General features: G+C 66.4%; 17 protein-coding genes. 11 read left to right on the forward strand and 6 right to left on the reverse strand.

The features are described 5' to 3' along the window. The first annotated feature begins 25 nt into the window (after positions 1–25). Complete coding sequence (locus ACZ5M6_RS13405; RefSeq protein ID WP_152950607.1) at positions 26–520, forward strand: pentapeptide repeat-containing protein; 495 nt, start codon at positions 26–28, stop codon at positions 518–520. A gap of 81 nt (positions 521–601) precedes the next feature. Continuing rightward, positions 602–1,495 carry a pentapeptide repeat-containing protein gene (locus ACZ5M6_RS13410; protein ID WP_464158899.1) on the forward strand — a complete coding sequence of 298 codons (894 nt, stop codon included), beginning with the start codon at positions 602–604 and terminating at the stop codon, positions 1,493–1,495. Between the two features lie 75 nt (positions 1,496–1,570). Here the strand turns inward: ACZ5M6_RS13410 and aspS are convergent, their stop codons facing one another. Then, on the reverse strand, positions 1,571–3,403 hold the full coding sequence (aspS, locus tag ACZ5M6_RS13415) for an aspartate--tRNA ligase (RefSeq protein ID WP_464158900.1): 1,833 nt from the start codon (positions 3,401–3,403) through the stop codon (positions 1,571–1,573). A 160-nt stretch (positions 3,404–3,563) separates the two neighbouring features. Here aspS and ACZ5M6_RS13420 point away from each other — a divergent pair, with 160 nt between their 5' ends. The 4 genes from ACZ5M6_RS13420 to ACZ5M6_RS13435 all read left to right on the forward strand — a co-directional run bounded on the left by ACZ5M6_RS13420 (position 3,564) and on the right by ACZ5M6_RS13435 (position 8,431). Then, positions 3,564–3,851, forward strand: a complete 288-nt coding sequence (locus ACZ5M6_RS13420) for a YciI family protein (protein WP_182713518.1) — start codon at positions 3,564–3,566, stop codon at positions 3,849–3,851. 86 nt (positions 3,852–3,937) lie between these two features. Next, complete coding sequence (locus ACZ5M6_RS13425) at positions 3,938–4,618, forward strand: P-loop NTPase family protein (RefSeq protein ID WP_201462836.1); 681 nt, start codon at positions 3,938–3,940, stop codon at positions 4,616–4,618. A gap of 88 nt (positions 4,619–4,706) precedes the next feature. Beyond that, a complete protein-coding gene (locus ACZ5M6_RS13430) occupies positions 4,707–6,923 on the forward strand; it encodes an RNA degradosome polyphosphate kinase (RefSeq protein WP_201462837.1) in 2,217 nt (738 codons plus the stop codon). Beyond that, entirely contained in the window at positions 6,923–8,431 is a 1,509-nt protein-coding gene (locus ACZ5M6_RS13435; RefSeq protein ID WP_464158901.1) for a Ppx/GppA phosphatase family protein, read from the forward strand. The genes ACZ5M6_RS13430 and ACZ5M6_RS13435 overlap by 1 nt, the downstream gene beginning before the upstream one ends. 29 nt (positions 8,432–8,460) lie before the next feature. Here the strand turns inward: ACZ5M6_RS13435 and rnd are convergent, their stop codons facing one another. Beyond that, positions 8,461–9,612, reverse strand: a complete 1,152-nt coding sequence (gene rnd, locus ACZ5M6_RS13440; RefSeq protein WP_464158902.1) for a ribonuclease D — start codon at positions 9,610–9,612, stop codon at positions 8,461–8,463. Positions 9,613–9,691: 79 nt separating this feature from the next. Between rnd and purM the strand changes: the two genes are divergently transcribed. From purM to ACZ5M6_RS13455, 3 genes are all read left to right on the forward strand, one after another. Continuing rightward, a complete protein-coding gene (gene purM / locus ACZ5M6_RS13445) occupies positions 9,692–10,729 on the forward strand; it encodes a phosphoribosylformylglycinamidine cyclo-ligase (protein WP_464158903.1) in 1,038 nt (345 codons plus the stop codon). 4 nt (positions 10,730–10,733) lie between these two features. After that, a complete protein-coding gene (gene purN / locus ACZ5M6_RS13450; RefSeq protein WP_082382715.1) occupies positions 10,734–11,318 on the forward strand; it encodes a phosphoribosylglycinamide formyltransferase in 585 nt (194 codons plus the stop codon). A 265-nt stretch (positions 11,319–11,583) separates the two neighbouring features. Next, complete coding sequence (locus ACZ5M6_RS13455; protein WP_464158904.1) at positions 11,584–13,632, forward strand: M13 family metallopeptidase; 2,049 nt, start codon at positions 11,584–11,586, stop codon at positions 13,630–13,632. A gap of 77 nt (positions 13,633–13,709) precedes the next feature. Here ACZ5M6_RS13455 and ACZ5M6_RS13460 read toward each other — a convergent pair whose 3' ends face one another. From ACZ5M6_RS13460 to ACZ5M6_RS13475, 4 genes are all read right to left on the reverse strand, one after another. Continuing rightward, positions 13,710–13,910, reverse strand: coding sequence for a hypothetical protein (locus tag ACZ5M6_RS13460; protein WP_008260739.1), 201 nt, complete (start codon positions 13,908–13,910; stop codon positions 13,710–13,712). A gap of 167 nt (positions 13,911–14,077) precedes the next feature. Further along, positions 14,078–14,497 carry a nucleoside-diphosphate kinase gene (gene ndk / locus ACZ5M6_RS13465; RefSeq protein WP_287103895.1) on the reverse strand — a complete coding sequence of 140 codons (420 nt, stop codon included), beginning with the start codon at positions 14,495–14,497 and terminating at the stop codon, positions 14,078–14,080. A gap of 79 nt (positions 14,498–14,576) precedes the next feature. Next, positions 14,577–14,999, reverse strand: coding sequence for a type II toxin-antitoxin system VapC family toxin (locus tag ACZ5M6_RS13470; RefSeq protein ID WP_287103897.1), 423 nt, complete (start codon positions 14,997–14,999; stop codon positions 14,577–14,579). Continuing rightward, the gene (locus ACZ5M6_RS13475; protein ID WP_464158905.1) at positions 14,996–15,307 is read right to left on the reverse strand and encodes a type II toxin-antitoxin system Phd/YefM family antitoxin; all 312 of its coding nucleotides are present in this window, start codon (positions 15,305–15,307) and stop codon (positions 14,996–14,998) included. Before ACZ5M6_RS13475 ends, ACZ5M6_RS13470 begins: the two co-directional genes overlap by 4 nt. A 45-nt stretch (positions 15,308–15,352) precedes the next feature. On the opposite strand from ACZ5M6_RS13475, the gene ACZ5M6_RS13480 reads away from it, so the two are divergent. Together ACZ5M6_RS13480 and ACZ5M6_RS13485 are read left to right on the forward strand one after the other, a co-directional pair. Further along, positions 15,353–17,239: an ABC-F family ATP-binding cassette domain-containing protein gene (locus tag ACZ5M6_RS13480; protein ID WP_464158906.1), complete on the forward strand. Its 1,887-nt coding sequence runs from the start codon at positions 15,353–15,355 to the stop codon at positions 17,237–17,239. Further along, a complete protein-coding gene (locus tag ACZ5M6_RS13485; RefSeq protein WP_197273309.1) occupies positions 17,239–17,493 on the forward strand; it encodes a DUF2164 domain-containing protein in 255 nt (84 codons plus the stop codon). The genes ACZ5M6_RS13480 and ACZ5M6_RS13485 overlap by 1 nt, the downstream gene beginning before the upstream one ends. Position 17,494: the final 1 nt, after the last annotated feature.

Raw genomic sequence — 17,494 nt, forward strand, 5'->3', positions numbered from 1 at the left:
GCGACGCCTTCGCCGGAGCGACCCCATGTCCCGCCTGACCGCCCTATCCCTCGCCGCCGTCCTTCTCGCGACCCTGGCCGTCCCCGCCTCGGCCCAGAACGCCGGTCAGATCGCCTCGGTGCGTCGTGGCGCGTCCTGCGCGGGCTGCAACCTTTTTCAGGGAGACTTTTCAGGACTTGAGGCGCGGGGCCTGAACCTGTCGCGGTCGCGTCTGCGCCAAGCGGACCTGAGCCTGAGCGTGATGAACCGCACCCGCTTCTCCAACGCCGATCTGCGCGACGTGGAGGCCTATGGCGGGGTCTTTTCCGGCTCCAGCTTTTCAGGCGCGGACCTGACCAACGCCAGTTTCGTCGGCGCCTATCTGCAAGGGGCGAACTTCGCGGGGGCCACGCTCCAGGGAACCAATCTCTCCGGCGCCGATCTGTCGCGCGCCTCCGGTCTGACGCAGAGCCAGCTCAACCGAGCCTGCGGCGACGGCTCCACCGTCCTGCCTCACGGGCTGCGTATTCCGGCCTGCTGAAGGCCGCCAATCTTGCCGGCATTTAACGAAATTACCTCGATTTAAGTAGGTCCCGTCACGGTTTCAGGGCATTCAGGCGGTGTGAAACAGATCATCCGCCCCACCCTTTCGGCCCTTTTGCCCGCCCTGGCTGCGGCGAGCGGCCTTCTGCTGGCGCCGTCCGCCTTCGCCGGCGTCGAGATGACGGTGCAAGATCGCGACGTGGCCCGGTCAGTCTCGCTCGGCGGATCCTGCAATCGCTGCGAGCTGTCGGGGCGCAATCTTTCCGGTGCGACCTTCACCGGCGCCAGCTTCATGAACGCCACCCTGGTCGGGGCCAATCTGCGTGGCGCGGAAATGGTGGGGTCGAACTTCACGGGCAGCGACTTCAGCCGCGCCAATCTGACCGGAGTCGAGATCGTCGGCGCCGACTTCACCTCCACCAGCTTCGCAAACGCCGTCCTGACGGGAGCAGAGGCCCAGGGCGCCTCCTTCGTGCGCGCCAACCTTTCCCGCGCCAACCTTTCCGGAGGCGAGTTGCACGGGGTCAATTTCAACGGCGCCACCCTGATCGAGGCCGACTTTTCGGGCAGCGAGCTATTCGGCGCGACCCTGGCCAATGTCCGCGCCGCCGGGGCCGATTTCAGCGATGCCGAGATCAACGCCTCCAACCTGACCCACGGGGACTTCACCGGCGCCTCCTTCCGGGATTCCAGCCTGGACGGCGCGCGGCTGACCGGCGGCGTCTTTAGCCGGGCCGACTTCAGAGACGCCTCCCTGCGGCGCACCGATATTCGAGGCGCAGATTTGTCCGGCGCGCGCAATCTGACCCAGGATCAGGTGCGGGAAGCCTGCGGCGATGGATCGACCCGCCTTCCCGGCCGTCTGACGGCTCAGGCCTGCCGCGGCGCAATCCGCGTCATCCGCGCCGTTCCCGCGCCGCCGACGCCGCCCGCGCCGCCGCGCGTCCGCAACTTCGTGGCTGCAGAGCGCTGACGCCCGGCTGAACGCGGTCGAATGAAAAAAGGGCGCGCCTCTCGGCGCGCCCTTTCTTTCGCTCAGATAGGCCGATCAGACCTTGATCGGCGGGGCCGTGCGGATGTGCAGCTCCTTCAGCTGGCGCTCTTGCGCCGGGGCCGGGGCGCTCATCAGCAGGTCTTCGCCTTGCTGGTTCAGCGGGAAGGCGATCACCTCGCGGATGGCCTGCTGACCGGCCAGCAGCATGACGATCCGGTCGATGCCGGGCGCCAGGCCGCCGTGCGGCGGGGCGCCGAAGCGGAAGGCGTTCAGCATGCCGCCGAACTGTTCCTCGACCACCGAGGCGTCGTAGCCGGCGATCTCGAAGGCCTTCAGCATGATCTCGGCCTTGTGGTTCCGGATCGCGCCCGAGCACAGCTCATAGCCGTTGCAGACGATGTCGTACTGATAGGCGCGGATGGTCAGCGGATCCTGGGTCTCCAGGGCCTCCAGCCCACCCTGGGGCATGGAGAAGGGGTTGTGGCTGAAGTCGACCTTCTTCTCTTCTTCCGACCATTCGAACATCGGGAAGTCGACGATCCAGCAGAACTTGAACTGGTTCTCGTCAACCAGCTTCAGCTCCGTCCCCACGCGGGTGCGGGCAAGACCGGCGAACTTGGCGAAGGCCGACGGCAGGCCGGCGACGAAGAAGGCGGCGTCGCCCTGGCCCAGGCCCAGGGACTTCATCAGGGCCTCGGTCGGCTCCTGGCCCAGGTTCTTGGCGATGGGGCCGCCCCAGCCGCCCTGGTCGTCGGACCAGAAGATATAGCCCAGGCCCGGCTGGCCCTCGCCCTGGGCCCAGGAGTTCATGCGATCGCAGAAGGCGCGCGATCCGCCGGTCGGGGCCGGAATGGCCCAGACGGCGTTCTTCTCGTCCGCGCCCAGGATCTTGGCGAACAGGCCGAAGCCCCCGTCGCGGAAGTGGTCAGACACCACCTGCATCTTGATCGGGTTGCGCAGGTCCGGCTTGTCCGAGCCGTACCAGGCCATCGACTGGGCGTAGGTCAGGCGTTCGAAGCCCTTGTGTTCGAAGCTCTGACCGAAGTCGTTGGTGAAGCTGTGGGTCTGATCGATGGGCGAGACCGGCTTGCCCTCGCCGAACTCTTCGAAGACGCCGTGCATGACGGGTTCGATGGCGGCGAAGACGTCTTCCTGGGTCACGAAGCTCATCTCGACGTCGAGCTGGTAGAACTCCAGCGATCGGTCCGCGCGCAGGTCTTCATCGCGGAAACAGGGCGCGATCTGGAAATAGCGGTCGAAGCCCGAGACCATCAGCAGCTGCTTGAACTGCTGGGGCGCCTGCGGCAGGGCGTAGAACTTCTCGGGGTGCAGGCGGCTGGGCACCAGGAAGTCGCGCGCGCCCTCGGGCGACGAGGCCGTCAGGATCGGCGTCTGATATTCCAGGAAGCCCTGGTCGAACATGCGGTTGCGGATCGACTGGATCACGCGCGAGCGCAGCACGATGTTCTTGTGCAGGGTCTCCCGGCGCAGATCGAGGTAGCGGTGCTTGAGACGGATCTCCTCAGGATACTCCGGCTCGCCGAAGACCGGCAGCGGCAGTTCGGCGGCTTCCGACAGGACTTCGACGCCCTGGACCCGCACCTCGATCTCGCCGGTCGGCAGATTGGGGTTCACCACGGCGGCGTCGCGGGCGATCACTTCGCCGTCCACCTTGATCACGCTCTCGGCGCGAAGACGCTCCACGGCGGCGAAGCCCGGCGTCTCCGGGTGCAGCACCAGCTGGGTCAGGCCGTAGTGATCCCGCAGGTCGATGAACAGCAGGCCGCCGTGGTCGCGCTTCCGGTGAACCCAGCCGGACAGGCGGACGGCGGAACCGGCGTCGGAGGCGCGCAGGGCGCCGCAGGTATGGGAGCGGTAGGCGTGCATGAACAGACCGTCTGGAAATCTGGCGGTGGAATCTGACGCCTTCGGCGCCTGAAATCGAAGCGGCGTAGGGCGCATCATCGCCCCGGAAAGTCAAGGTTTCAGCCGTTGCAAACCCCGCTGCGGCGCGCAATAGCGGTTCCAGTCAAAGCTGAAGGCGCCCATGTTCATCGTCACCATCACCTATACCCAGCCGATCGAGGCCATCGAGGAAAAGACGGTCGAGCATCGCGCCTGGCTGGACCAGCACGTCGCCAGCGGCCTGATCCTCGCCGCCGGCCCGATGGTTCCGCGCACCGGCGGCATTCTGGTGGTGCGCAGCGGCGGAACGAAGGAGGCGCTGGAAACCCTGCTGAAGGACGATCCTTTCCAGGTCCACGGCCTGGCCGATTACAAGGTGACCGAGTTCAAGGCGGGCAAGCTGAACCCCGCCCTGGCCGATTTCGCCTGAAACGCTCCACAGGGTCTAACGTCCCTCCCCATTACCAACAGGCCCGCTCTGACACAGGCCGACCGGGCCTCTGCTATGACAGAACCATGTCCGCGCCGAGCGCCCTGAGCCCAAAGCCCGCCGAACAGCTGCGTCTGCCGCTGGAACGCCCCGTAGGCGACGCCTTCGTGGTCTCAGACAGCAACGCCGAGGCCGCGCGGGTGCTGGCGGCCTGGCCGGACGGCGTGGGTTCTGTCCTGGCGCTCTATGGACCGGCGGGAGCCGGCAAGAGCCGTTTGGCCGCCGACTGGGCCGAACGGGTCGGCGCCCTGCCCCTGCACGGCGCGGAAGCAGCTGTGATCGACCCCCTGGAGCTGGAAGGCCGCCCCGTCCTGCTGGACTCGGCCTCTGATGCGGATGATGAAAGCCTGTTTCATCTGATCAATCTGGCGAACGTCTCCGGCGGCGCCCTCCTGCTGGTGGATCGGGCGGCCCCGCGGCAATGGCGAGCAGCCCTGCCCGACCTGCGCTCGCGTCTGGACGCGGTGCGGGCCGTGCCCGTCGAGGCGCCGGATGACAAGGTGCTGTCGGCCATTCTTCGCGCCCGCTTCGCAGAGCGCAGCATCGCCCCCGCCGACGACGTCATCGACTATCTGGTGCGACGCCTGGACCGTTCAGCGGACATGGCCGTGAAGGTGGTGGATCGGCTGGACGCCCTGCATCGCCCGGTGACCCGCCCCCTGGCCCGCGAGGTTCTGGACCAGCTCGGAGACGCAGACGCCGCCTGACGCGGCCCCTCCCTACCATCTTCCCGGCCCCTGCAAATTTCCGGCTCGTCCGCTTGCGGCCGTCACAGTCGCGCGCGACAACCGGCGCATGACCGACGCTGCGATTCAAGACGACACCCGGGGCGAAGAAGTTCCAGCCTCCCGCGCGCCTCAGCTGGCCCTGAACGAAGATCTGATGATTTCGCCGTCGCGCTTCTTCAATCGCGAAATTTCCTGGCTGGCCTTCAACGAACGCGTGTTGGAAGAGGCGGCCAATCCGAACCATCCGCTGCTGGAGCGGCTGCGGTTCGTCTCGATCTCGGCGAACAATCTCGACGAGTTCTTCATGACGCGGGTCGCAGGCCTGAAGGGGCAGTTGCGCGAGCGACTCAGAATCCTGTCCGCGGACGGTCTGACCCCGGCCGAACAGCTGGAGCGCATCAATATCGCTGCGGGCCAGTTGATGGCCGAACAACAGGTCCGCTGGCGTCAGCTGAAGAAGGAATTGGCTGCGGCGGGGATCGAGGTGGTCGATCGCAACCGCCTGACCAAGACCGAAAGGGAGCGGCTGGAGCCCGAGTTCCTGAACCAGCTGTTCGCCGTTCTGACGCCTCTCGCCATTGATCCGGCTCACCCCTTCCCCTTCCTGCCCAACCTCGGCTTTTCCCTGGCGCTGAAGCTGAAGCGCAAGGGCGAGGCCAAGACCTTCTACGCCCTGGTGCCGGTGCCGACCCAGGTGCGCCGCTTCTGGGAGTTGCCGACCGACGGTCGCTCGGCGCCGGGTCGCAAGCGGTTCATCACCCTCGAGAACGTGCTTCTGCTCTTCATCAACCACCTCTTCCCCGGCTGTGAGGTCTTGGAAAAGGGCCTGCTCCGTCTGATCCGCGACAGCGACATCGAGATCGAGGAAGAGGCTGAAGACCTGGTGCTGGAGTTCGAGGAGGCCTTGAAGCAGCGGCGCCTCGGCTCGGTGGTGCGCGTAAAGATCGAGGCCTCCATGCCCGCCGATCTGCGCGACTTCATCATCGGCGAGTTGGAGGCGACGCCCCAGGACGTGGTGCTGGTGGACGGCATGCTGGGCTTGGCTCAGCTGTCGGACCTGATACCCGGCGGCCATCCCGATCTGAAGTTCAAGGGCTATGAGCCCCGCTATCCGGAACGGGTTCGGGACAATGGGGGCGACATCTTCGCCGCCGTCCGAGAAAAGGACATGCTGATTCACCACCCGTTCGAGAGCTTCGACGTGGTGGTGCAGTTCCTGCGTCAGGCGGCGCGTGACCCGAACGTCATCGCCATCAAACAGACCCTGTACCGCACCTCCAAGGACAGCCCCATCGTCGCCGCCCTGATCGAGGCGGCCGAGAACGGCAAGAACGTCACCGCCCTGGTCGAGCTGAAGGCCCGTTTCGACGAAGAAGCCAACCTGCGCTGGGCGCGAGCGATGGAGCGGGCCGGCGTCCACGTCGTCTTCGGCTTTGTCGAATACAAGACCCACGCCAAGCTGAGCGTCGTGGTGCGACGTGAAGGGGACGGCCTGCGAACCTATTGCCACTACGGCACCGGCAACTATCACCCGGTCACGGCCAAGGTTTACACCGACCTGTCCCTTTTCAGCTGTGATCCGGCTCTGGCGCGCGACGCCAGCCGGGTGTTCAACTACATCACCGGCTACGCCACCCCGGACGAGTTGGAGGCGTTGATCGTCTCCCCGCTCAACATGAAGGCCAAGCTGATCGAACTGATCGGCAAGGAGATGTCGGCCGCCGCCATGGGCAAGCCGGCGGCCATCTGGGTGAAGCTGAACGCCCTGGTCGATCCCGAGATCATCGACGCCCTGTACCGGGCCAGCCAATGGGGCGTGCGTATCGACCTGGTGGTGCGCGGCATCTGCTGTCTGCGTCCCGGGGTGCCGGGCCTGTCGGAGAACATCCGGGTCAAGTCCATCGTCGGCCGCTTCCTGGAACACAGCCGGATCGTCTGTTTCGCCAACGGCAAGGATCTGCCGCACGACAAGGCCAAGGTCTTCATCTCGTCAGCCGACTGGATGACCCGGAACCTGAATCGGCGGGTCGAAGTGATGACCCCCATCCTCAACGCCACCGTCCATGATCAGGTGCTGGATCAAATCATGGTCGCCAATCTGAAGGATGATGCGCAGAGCTGGGTCTTGGACGCCGAAGGACGCTATACGCGCGTTTCCCCCGCCGATCCGGAACGCCCCTTCTCCGCCCATGATTACTTCATGACCAATCCCAGCCTGTCGGGCCGCGGGCGCAAGGTGAAGACCTTGCCGGCCGTCCTCCGCTACGAGCGCCCCGGCCGTTGATGGGTGACATCGCCCCAGCCGGCCGTGACATCGCGGCCATCGACATCGGCTCCAACTCGGTTCGCCTGGTCCTGTACCATCTGGAAGGCCGCGCCGTTTGGACGGTGTTCAATGAAAAGGTCTTGGCGGGCCTGGGCCGCGATCTGCCCGCGACGGGCCGGCTGTCGCCCGAGGGGGTCGCCATGGCCCTGACGGCGCTTCGCCGCTTCGCCGCCGTCCTGGAAGGTGTGCGCCCGGACGCGACCCTGATCGCCGCCACAGCTGCGGTGCGAGAAGCCGAAGACGGGCCTGACTTCTGCCAGAGGGTGGCGGCGGAGACCGGGCTGAACATCCGCGTATTGAGCGGCGAGGAAGAGGCGAAGTACGCCGCCATGGGCGTGTTGGCGGGCGCCCCGACGGCCCAGGGCGTTTCGGCCGACATGGGCGGCTCCAGCCTGGAGCTGACTCAGTTGAAGGGTCTGAAGGCTCTGAAATGGACTCGAGGACAGGGCCTGACCCTGCCGCTCGGGCCCTTCGCCCTGGCCGAGGGAAGCGGTTTTGACGCTGAACGGATCAGGGGCCGCATCGACCAGAAGCTGAAGCCGGTCGCTTCACGGTTCCGAACGGACCGGCTCTACGCCGTCGGCGGCGCTTGGCGCACCCTGGCCCAGGTTCACATGGGGCTGAAATCCTATCCGCTGAAGGTGGTGCATCAATATCAAATGTCGGCGAACGAGGCGTTGGAGACCGCGCGGCTGGTGTCCCGACAATCCGCCGTCAGCCTGGCCAAACTGCCCGGCGTCTCGAAAACCCGCGCAGAAACCCTGCCCTACGCCGGACTGGTGCTGGAGGGGTTGATCAATCATCTGGGCCTCAAACACATTGAAATGTCGGCCTGGGGCGTGCGTGAGGGCCTCCTGTTCGAAACCCTGGACAAGGCCACCCGGACGGCTGATCCTCTTCTTGCCGGCTGTGCGGCCCTGGGCGGCCGTCAAGGAGTGGCGCCCGCCCTGCCGGGCGCTCTGAAGGGGTGGATCGCCGAGATCGTCGCAGCGCTTCCTTCCGTCTTCGGCGCCAAGCGCGACGACGTGCTGGTCGCCGCCGCCTGCCGTCTGGCGGATCTGGGCGCGCGGCTGCACCCTGATCACCGCTTGGAGCTGGTGTTCGACCAGGTGCTGCGCGCGCCCGTGGCGGGGATCAGCCACGACGAACGCGCCTTTCTGGCCAGCGCCCTGAACGCCCGCTACGGCGGCGGTGCAGCCACGCCCCAGCCCGAGGTCATCGACCGGCTGCTGGACGCCGTCGCCGCCAGACGCGCCCGCGCCCTGGGCCTGGCCATCCGCCTGGCCTGCGATCTGTCCGGCCGCTCGCCGCAACTTCTCGCCAACGCCACGGCGCGTGTGAAGGGCGGAGAACTTCGGCTGACGGCGACGGAAGGTTATGCCGACGTTCTGTTGGGCGAACAGACGCGCAAACGCGCCAAGGCTCTGGCCGAGGCGATGGACCTGGGCCTGAAGATCCAGACCTAGAGGATCGACGGCGCGTCGAGCCCCGGCCTCTAGCCTTCGATCTCGACCACCTCGACCCGGGCGCCGCTCAGCACCAGGGCGATCTCGCCCCGCTTTAGCTTCAGCGCGTCCTCGCCGAAGATCTGGCGCCGCCAGCCCTTCAGCGCATCCACGTCGGCGTCGTCCGCAACGGCGATCTTCTCCAGGTCGGAAACCGTGGCGATCAGCTTGGGCGCGACGCCGGCGTTGTCGCTCTTGGCCTTCAGCAGCACCTTCAGCAGCTCGACCACCGACGGGGGCGCCGGCTGGCGATGGGCGGGGCGCTCCATCTCGGGCGCATGGGATTCCGGATCGGCCAGGACGCGTTTCAGCTCCTCGGCCAGTTCCAGCCCCAGCCGCGATCCGCCGAACCCCTTGGGCACCGAGCGCAGCCGGTTGAAGGCGTCGGGGTCGGTCGGCGCCTGTTGCGCGACCTCGTCGATCCCCTCGTCCTTGAGGATGCGGCCGCGCGGCTGGTCGCGCTCCTGGGCCGCCCGCTCGCGCCAGACGGCCACGGCCTTGAAGGCCGCCAGATATTTGGCCGAGAATTTCTTGGGCTTCAGCCGCTTCCAGGCGTTCTCGGGATTGGTGTCGTACAAGGCCGGATCGACCAGGTTCTCCATCTCCGCCATCACCCAGTCCAGCCGGCCTTCCTTCTTCAGCCGGTCGCGCAGCTTGGGATACAGGGCCGCCAGATGGGTCACGTCGCCCAGGGCATAGACCAGCTGGCTGTCCGACAGCGGGCGTCGCGCCCAGTCGGTGAAACGGCTGCCCTTGTCCAGTTCGACGCGCAGCATCTGCCGCACCAGGGAATCATAGGCGACCTGTTCGCCGAAGCCGGCCGCCATGGCCGCCACCTGGGTGTCGAACAGCGGCTTGGGCATGGCGCCCAGGCGCACGAAGATTTCGACGTCCTGTCGACAGGCGTGGAAGACCTTGATGATCTTCGGGTCGCGTAGCAGATCCAGGAAGGGCTCGAGATCCAGACCTTCGGCCATGGGATCGATGATCCCGGCGTGATCGGCGGACGCGGCCTGGATCAGGCACAGCCTGGGCCAGTAGGTCGTTTCCCGCATGAACTCGGTGTCGACCGTGATGTACGGGGCGGCGGCGAGGCGGGCGCAGAAATCGGCCAGCGCCTCATTGGTGGTGATCGGCGTCATTCCGATGCTATAGCCCCCCGCAACCCACCTGTGGCAAGAGCCGCGCTGCATTTCCGCCCCGATTCCAGGCCCGAGACCCATGAGCGACACCCAAAAACCTCTCGAAAACGGCCTGACCTACGCCGACGCCGGCGTGGACATCGACGCAGGCGAGATGCTGGTCGAACATATCAAGCCCCTGGCCAAGTCCACGGCGCGCCCCGGATCCGAGCCTTCGCTGGGCGGTTTCGGCGCCCTGTTCGATCTGAAGGCGGCCGGATTCGAGGATCCGCTGATCGTCACCACCACCGACGGCGTGGGCACCAAGCTGAAGATCGCGATCGAAACCGGCCGTCATGACGGCGTCGGCATCGACCTGGTCGCCATGTGCGTCAACGACCTGTTGGCCCAGGGCGCCGAGCCGCTGCTGTTCCTCGACTATTACGCCACCGGCCGCCTGGAGATCGACGCCGCCCGCCGCGTGGTCGCCGGCATCGCCGAGGGCTGTCGCCAGGCCGGCTGCGCCCTGGTGGGCGGCGAGACGGCGGAAATGCCGGGCATGTACAGCGAGGGCGACTACGACCTGGCCGGCTTCAGCCTGGGCGCGGTCGAGCGCGGCCACGCCCTGCCCTATCTGGATCGCCAGGCCGCCGGCGACATCATCATCGGCCTGGGCTCCACCGGTCCTCACTCGAACGGCTATTCGCTGGTCCGCAAGGTGGTCGAGAAGTCCGGCCTCGGCTGGGGCGACGACGCCCCCTTCGCCAAGGACCGCTCCCTGGCCCAGGCCCTGATGGAGCCTACCCGCATCTATGTGAAGCCGGTCCTGCCCCTGATGAAGGCGGGCCTGGTCAAGGGCGCGGCCCACATCACCGGCGGCGGCCTGATCGAAAACCCGCCGCGCTGCATCGCCGAGGGGCTGAAAGCCGCATTCGACTGGGACGCCTGGCCCATGCCCCACGTCTTCCAGTGGCTGGCCGAGACCGGAGGCATCAGCGACCACGAGATGCGCCGCACCTTCAACTGCGGCGTCGGCTTTATCCTGATCGTCTCGCCCGAGAACGCCGAGCCGGTGCTGGCCGCCCTGCTCAACGCGGGCGAGGTCGCCTTCGTCTGCGGACAGCTGGAAGCGGCCTGATCTCGTGAAGACGCGCGTTGCGGTCCTGATCTCGGGGACCGGCTCCAATATGGCCGCCCTGATCGACGCCGGTCAGGCGGCGGACAGCGGCTATGAGGTCGCCCTGGTCCTGTCCAACATCGAAGGCGCGGGCGGTCTGGCCATCGCTGCGGCCAAGGGGGTTCAAACAGTCGCCGTTCCGCACAAGCCCTTCGGCAAGGACCGCCAGGCGCATGAGCGGGCGGTGGACGCGGCCCTTCGCGCCGTCGGCGTCGAGGTGGTCGCCCTGGCCGGCTATATGCGCATTTTGACGCCCTGGCTGGTGCGCGCCTGGGAGGGTCGGATGCTGAACATCCACCCCAGTCTTCTGCCCCTCTATCCCGGCCTCGACACCCACGCCCGCGCCATAGCGGCGGGCGACGCCGAAGCCGGCTGCACCGTCCACCTGGTCACCGAAGGTGTCGACGAAGGCCCGATCCTGGGCCAGGCCCGCGTTCCCATCGTCGACGGCGACACGCCCGCGAGCCTGGCAGAACGGGTCAAGACGGCGGAGCATCGGCTGTATCCGCAGGTGCTGGGTGATTTCTGCAAGGGTCTGGCGCGGGGTTGAAGCCCTCTACCAAAGGCCCGTCATCCTAGGCCTTGTGCCTAGGATCTATACGCTCGGCTTATGGCGTGTGGCATGGTCTGCGAGCGTGCGCTCGTCCCTCCGTCTTGAGTTTATGGATCCTAGGCATGAGGCCTAGGATGATGACTTGTCGGCGGCGCGTCCCCGTTCTCTAAACACCTCCGCCCCCAGATTACGAAAACTTCATGCGACACCGCGCCGCACCGGCGCAAAGGTGCCGCCGACCAAAATCGGGACCTTATCTTTCATGCAACGTATTCGCCTGATGGCCGCCTGCTCGGCCTGCATCCTCGTCGCCCTGACCGGCGGCGCCTCGGCCCAGGACCATTCGCACGGGGCCCACGCCGCGCCCGGCTTCGGCGCCTGGGGCTTCGACCTCGCCGGTCGCAATACGGCGGTGAAGCCGGGCGACGACTTCAACGAATACGCCAACGGGACCTATCTGCGCACCACCGAGATCCCCGCTGACAAGGCCCGGTTCGGCCCGTTCGACGTCCTCTATGAAAACGCCCAGGCCCAGCTGCGCGCGATCATCGAGTCCAGCGCCGCCAACCCGGTCAACGCCAACGCCCAGAAGGTGGGCGCCCTCTACGCCAGCTTCATGGACGAGGCCCGCGTCGAACAACTGGGCGCCGCGCCCATGGCCGCCGATCTCGCCGCCGTGAAGGCCGTCTCCGACCACGCCGCCATGGCCCGTTTGATGGGCGCCAGTCATTCGGGCTTCGGCGGTTCGCTGTTCGGCGTCGCCGTGTTCGAGGACCTGCAGAACCCGAACATCAACTCGGCCTATCTGGGCCAAGGCGGGCTCGGCCTGCCCGACCGCGACTATTATCTGAAGCCGGACTTCGCCGCCCAGCGCGAGGCCTATCTGGCCTATCTGACCCAGACCCTGACCGCCATCGGCTGGACCAAGCCGGCTGAGACGGCCGCCGACATCCTGGCCTTCGAGACCAAGGTCGCCGAGAAACACTGGACCACGGTCGAGCGTCGCCAGATCGACAAGCTCTACAACCCCAGCAAGGTCGCCGACCTGGCCGCCCTGGCCCCCGGCTTCGACTGGGCCGCCTTCCTCGACGGCGCCCAGGTCGGAAATCTCGACACCCTGGTGCTGATGGAGAACACGGCCATCCCCGGCATCGCCCAGGTCTTCGCCGACACCCCGATCGAGACCCTGAAGGCGTGGGAGGCCACCCAGATCGTCGATCAGGCCAGCCCCTATCTGTCCAAGGCCTTCGTCGACGCCCGCTTCGAATTCCGCGGCAAGACCCTGCGCGGCCAGCCCGAGAACCGGCCGCGCTGGAACCGGGGCGTAGCCCTGGTCGACGGTCAGCTGGGCGAGGTCCTGGCCCAGGAATATGTCCGTCTGCACTTCCCCGCCTCATCCAAGGCCCAAATGGAGACCTTGGTCGACAACATCCGCGCAGCCATGACCGAGCGTCTGCGGACCGTGGACTGGATGAGCGAGGCGACCCGCGAACAGGCCCTCTACAAGATGTCCAAGTTCGGGGTGAAGATCGGCTATCCCGACAAGTGGCGGTCCTATGATGGTCTCGAGCTGACCGCCGACGACCTGTACGGCAATGTCGAACGCTCCAACGCCTTCGAATGGGCCTATCAGCGAGGCAAGATCGGCAAGCCGGTCGATCCGCTGGAATGGGGCATGACGCCCCAGACGGTGAACGCCTATTACAATCCGCCGCGCAACGAGATCGTCTTCCCGGCCGCCATCCTGCAGGCGCCCTTCTTCGATCCGAAGGCCGACCCGGCCGTCAACTACGGCGGCATCGGCGCGGTCATCGGCCACGAAATCACCCACGGTTTCGACGACCAGGGCCGCAAGTCCGACGGCGACGGCGTGCTGCGCGACTGGTGGACGCCGGAAGACGCCGCTCGGTTCGAGGCGCGCGCCAAGGTGCTGGGCGACATCTATAATTCGCTGGAGCCCATTCCCGGCGTCCATGTGAACGGCGACCTGACCATGGGCGAGAATATCGCCGATCTCGGCGGCCTGCTGCTGGCGCTGGACGCCTATCACAAGTCGCTGAACGGCCAGCCGGCGCCAGTGATCGACGGCCTGACCGGCGACCAGCGGGTGTTCCTGGGCTGGGCGCAGGTCTGGCGCGAGAAGTCGCGTCCCGAGGCGCTGCGCGAACAGCTGACCACCGACCCGCATTCGCCGGGCGCGGTCCGCGCCGCCACCTCGCCGCGCAACATCGACGCCTGGTACGCCGCCTTCGGGGTCTCGCCGGATCAGAAGGAATACATCGCCCCCGAGGCCCGCGCCCGCATCTGGTAAGCGGTCACACGAGCCCGAACGAAAAAGGCCCGGAGCGTCGCTCCGGGCCTTTCTTTTTCAGCCGAAGGCGAAAAGCCTTACTTCGGCGTGGTCGCCGCGCCCGCGACGGCGCCGATCGCGGCGCCCGCCACGGTCGAGCCGGTGTTGCCGCCGACAACTTGGCCGGCGACGGCGCCGCCCAGGGCGCCGGTGGCGGCGCGTTGTTCCATGGTCTGGCCGCAGGCGGCCAGCAGGGCCACGGCGCCGATGACGGGGGTCAGTTTCAGCAGAGTTTTCATAGGTCTTCTCCGGGGGGATGAGATGATGTTGACCCAACGAAAAGGCCCGCGTCCGGTTCCGGACGCGGGCCTCTGTCTCGTCGCGCTACGCTCGGGACGCGGTCCCTCGCGACTTGAGCGCTGACTTCGCGCTACGCTCGGGACGCGGTCCCTCGCGACTTGAGCGCTCAGCCGACGATCTGGTCTTCGGTGAAGAACTGGGCGATCTCGAGCTTGGCGTTGTCCAGGCTGTCCGAGCCGTGGACCGAGTTCTCGCCGATCGACAGGGCGAACTGCTTGCGGATCGTGCCTTCGGCGGCCTGTTCCGGGTTGGTGGCGCCCATGACTTCACGGTACTTGGCCACGGCGTTCTCGCCTTCCAGAACCTGGACGACGACCGGCTCGGCGGTCATCTGCTCGACCAGTTCGCCGTAGAAGGGACGCTCGGCGTGGACTTCGTAGAACTTCTTGGCCTGGTCGGTGGTCAGCTTGACGCGGCGCTGGGCCACGATGCGCAGGCCGGCGCCTTCGATCACGGCGTTGATCGCGCCGGTCAGATTGCGGCGCGTCGCGTCGGGCTTGATGATCGAGAAGGTGCGTTCGGTCATGGGAGGTGACTTCTTGTTTGGGAGATTGAGTGTCGCGGGCTTATAGCGACGCCCCAGCCCCGCGCCAAGCCGCGTCTTCTCAGCAGGCGACGGCGCGCACGTGACCCAGGGCGGCGTAGTCCAGAATGGCGCGGTCTCGGGTGACGACGACCAGATCGTCTACACGCGCCTGCGACACGAGCAGTCTGTCAGCGGGATCCTTGTGAAACGGTTCAGGCAGCCTTGCGGCGGTCAAAGCCGCCGTCGTGGAAAGAGGTAAAGCCTGCGCAGTGGCGCTGGACATCGCCGCTTCGAACCAGACGACAGGATCTCCAGTGATCTGCAGCAGGCGTCCCGTTCGCGTCGCGGTCGCCAGCAGGCCGATTTCCCAAGCCGAGACCGACGAAATCCAGAGATCGTCGGCTTGCGCCGCCTTGGCGATGACGTCGCGCGCCTCTTTACGCATCGAAGTGCCAAGAACCATGCGGATGAAGGCGTTCGTGTCCAGAAGGACGCCGCTCATTCTTCATCCCACAGGCCGCGCTGCGGATCGCACACCCCGTGTATGGCGGGGTCGTAGATTGGGCCATCGATGTCCAAGCCCTCGGGTATGATCACTGTGCCCTTCATACCGCCGAAGATGCTGTTGGGATCCCACGGCTTCTCCGCTGGGTGATCGGGAGACCTCACCACCGCCACTTCCTTGCCGCGCTTGGTGATGCGAACTCGACGGATCTCGCCCGAGTTTACACGATCCAGCAGGTCCAGGCACTTGGCCTTGAACTCCGTGGCCGTTATGACGACCTCGCCGCTTACAAGATCATACGTCATGACTGGTCATATAGAGATGACCGGTCAGAAAGTCCACGCGCCCTGATGCTCCAGATCAACAACCTGACCCTGAACGCCTGGGGCCGCCAGTTTCTGGACGACGCCTCGGTCAGCCTGCCGCCCGGTTCCAAGGTCGGTTTGGTCGGGCGCAACGGCATCGGCAAGTCCACCCTGTTCAAGGTGATCCTGGGCGAACTGGCCGCCAACGGCGACGAGATCAGCCTGCCCAAGACCGCCCGCATCGCCTCCGTCGATCAGGAACACCCCGCCACGCCCGTCAGCGTCCTGGAGACCATCCTTGAGGCCGACGTCGAGCGCCACGAGCTGATGACGCGGCTGGAAACCGCCGATCCCGAGGAGATGGGCGAGATCTGGGGTCGTCTGATCGAGATCGACGCAGAGAGCGCGCCGGCGCGCGCGTCTGAAATCCTGGTCGGTCTGGGCTTCAGCCAGGAGGATCTTCACCGGCCCATGTCGCATTTCTCGGGCGGTTGGCGGATGCGCGTGGCCCTGGCCGCCGCCCTGTTCGCCGAACCGGACATGCTGCTGCTGGACGAACCGACCAACTACCTCGATCTGGAAGGCGCCTTGTGGCTGGAGGCGCGGCTGAAGAAATACCCGCACACGGCCCTGATGATCTCGCACGACCGCGATCTGCTGAACTCGGTCTGCACCCACATCCTTCAGCTCTCGAACCGCAAGCTGGAGCTCTACACCGGCAACTACGACACCTTCGAGCGCACCCGGGCCGAAAAGCTGCGGCTTATGGAGGCCACCAAGTCCAAGCAGGACGCCGAGCGCGCCCACCTTCAGAAGTTCATCGACCGCTTCAAGGCCAAGGCCTCCAAGGCCACCCAGGCCCAGTCGCGCGTCAAGAAGCTGGAGAAGATGGAGCGGATCGAGCTGCCGCCCGAGGAGCGCGTCGCCCCCTTCGTCCTGCCCTCGCCGGAACGCCCCCTGCCCCCGCCCCTGATCCGGCTGGAGAAGGCCAGCGTCGGCTATGAGCCGGGCAAGCCGATCCTCAAGAACCTGAACCTGCGGATGGACCTGGACGACCGCATCGGCCTCTTGGGCGTCAACGGCGCCGGCAAGTCTACCTTCGCCAAGCTGATCGCCAAGGCCCTGACCGTCGACGCCGGAGAATTCCACCGCGACGGCAAGATGCGGGTCGGCTGGTTCCACCAGCATCAGATCGAGGCGATGGACCCCGAGGACACGCCGTTGCAGATCATCCTGCGCGCCATGCCCGAAGCGTCCGAAAGCAGCCGGCGCAGCCGCCTTGCCCAGTTCGGCCTGCCCTTCCAGAAGCAGGACACCAAGGTCGGCGCCCTGTCCGGGGGCGAGCGCGCGCGTCTTCTGCTGAACCTGGTGGCCATGGATGCTCCCCACATCCTGATCCTCGACGAACCGACCAACCACCTGGACATCGACAGCCGCCGCGCCCTACTGGACGCCCTGAACCAGTACACGGGCGCCGTGATCCTGATCACCCATGACCGGTCGCTGATGGAGCTGGTCGCCGACCGGCTGTGGCTGGCCGCCGACGGCACGGTGAAGCCGTTCGAAGGCGACATGGACGACTACGCCAGGTTCGTGCTCGACCGCGCCAAACAGGCCGGGATGAAACCCAGCCAAATCAAGCATGAGCCCGTGGCCGAAGCGGCGCCTGTCGCTGCGCCCAAGGCGGAGAAAAAGAAATCAGGCCCCTCCCCCTCTACCCTACGCCATGCGGTGAAGAAGGCAGAAGAGGAGATGGCGCGCCTGACCGCCGACCTGGCCCGTATCGACACCGACCTCGCCGCTGCGGCAGCCGCCAATGACTCGAAAAAGCTGGAAAGCCTGGGCCGCGCCCGCGCCAAGACCCAGGCCGATCTGGACGCCGCTGAAACCGCCTGGATCGCGGCGGAAGAGGCGCTGGCCGAGGTGGCGTGATGATCAAGCCCGTTCAACTGTCCAAGGATCAGCGCGCGGCCGCCACGGCCAGGCTGCGCGCCTATTTCCGCGACGAGCTGGAGCAGGAGCTGGCTCAACTGCCGGCCGAGATGTTGCTGGACTTCATCGGCAAGGAAATCGGCGCGATCTTCTACAATCGCGGCGTTCAGGACGCCCAGCAGTTGGTCCAGCAGAAGGCGGAGGACGTGGTCGAGGCCCTGTATGGCCTGGAACGCTCAGTTTCGATCCGTTAGG

The organism is Brevundimonas sp. Br13, assembly GCF_055391505.1.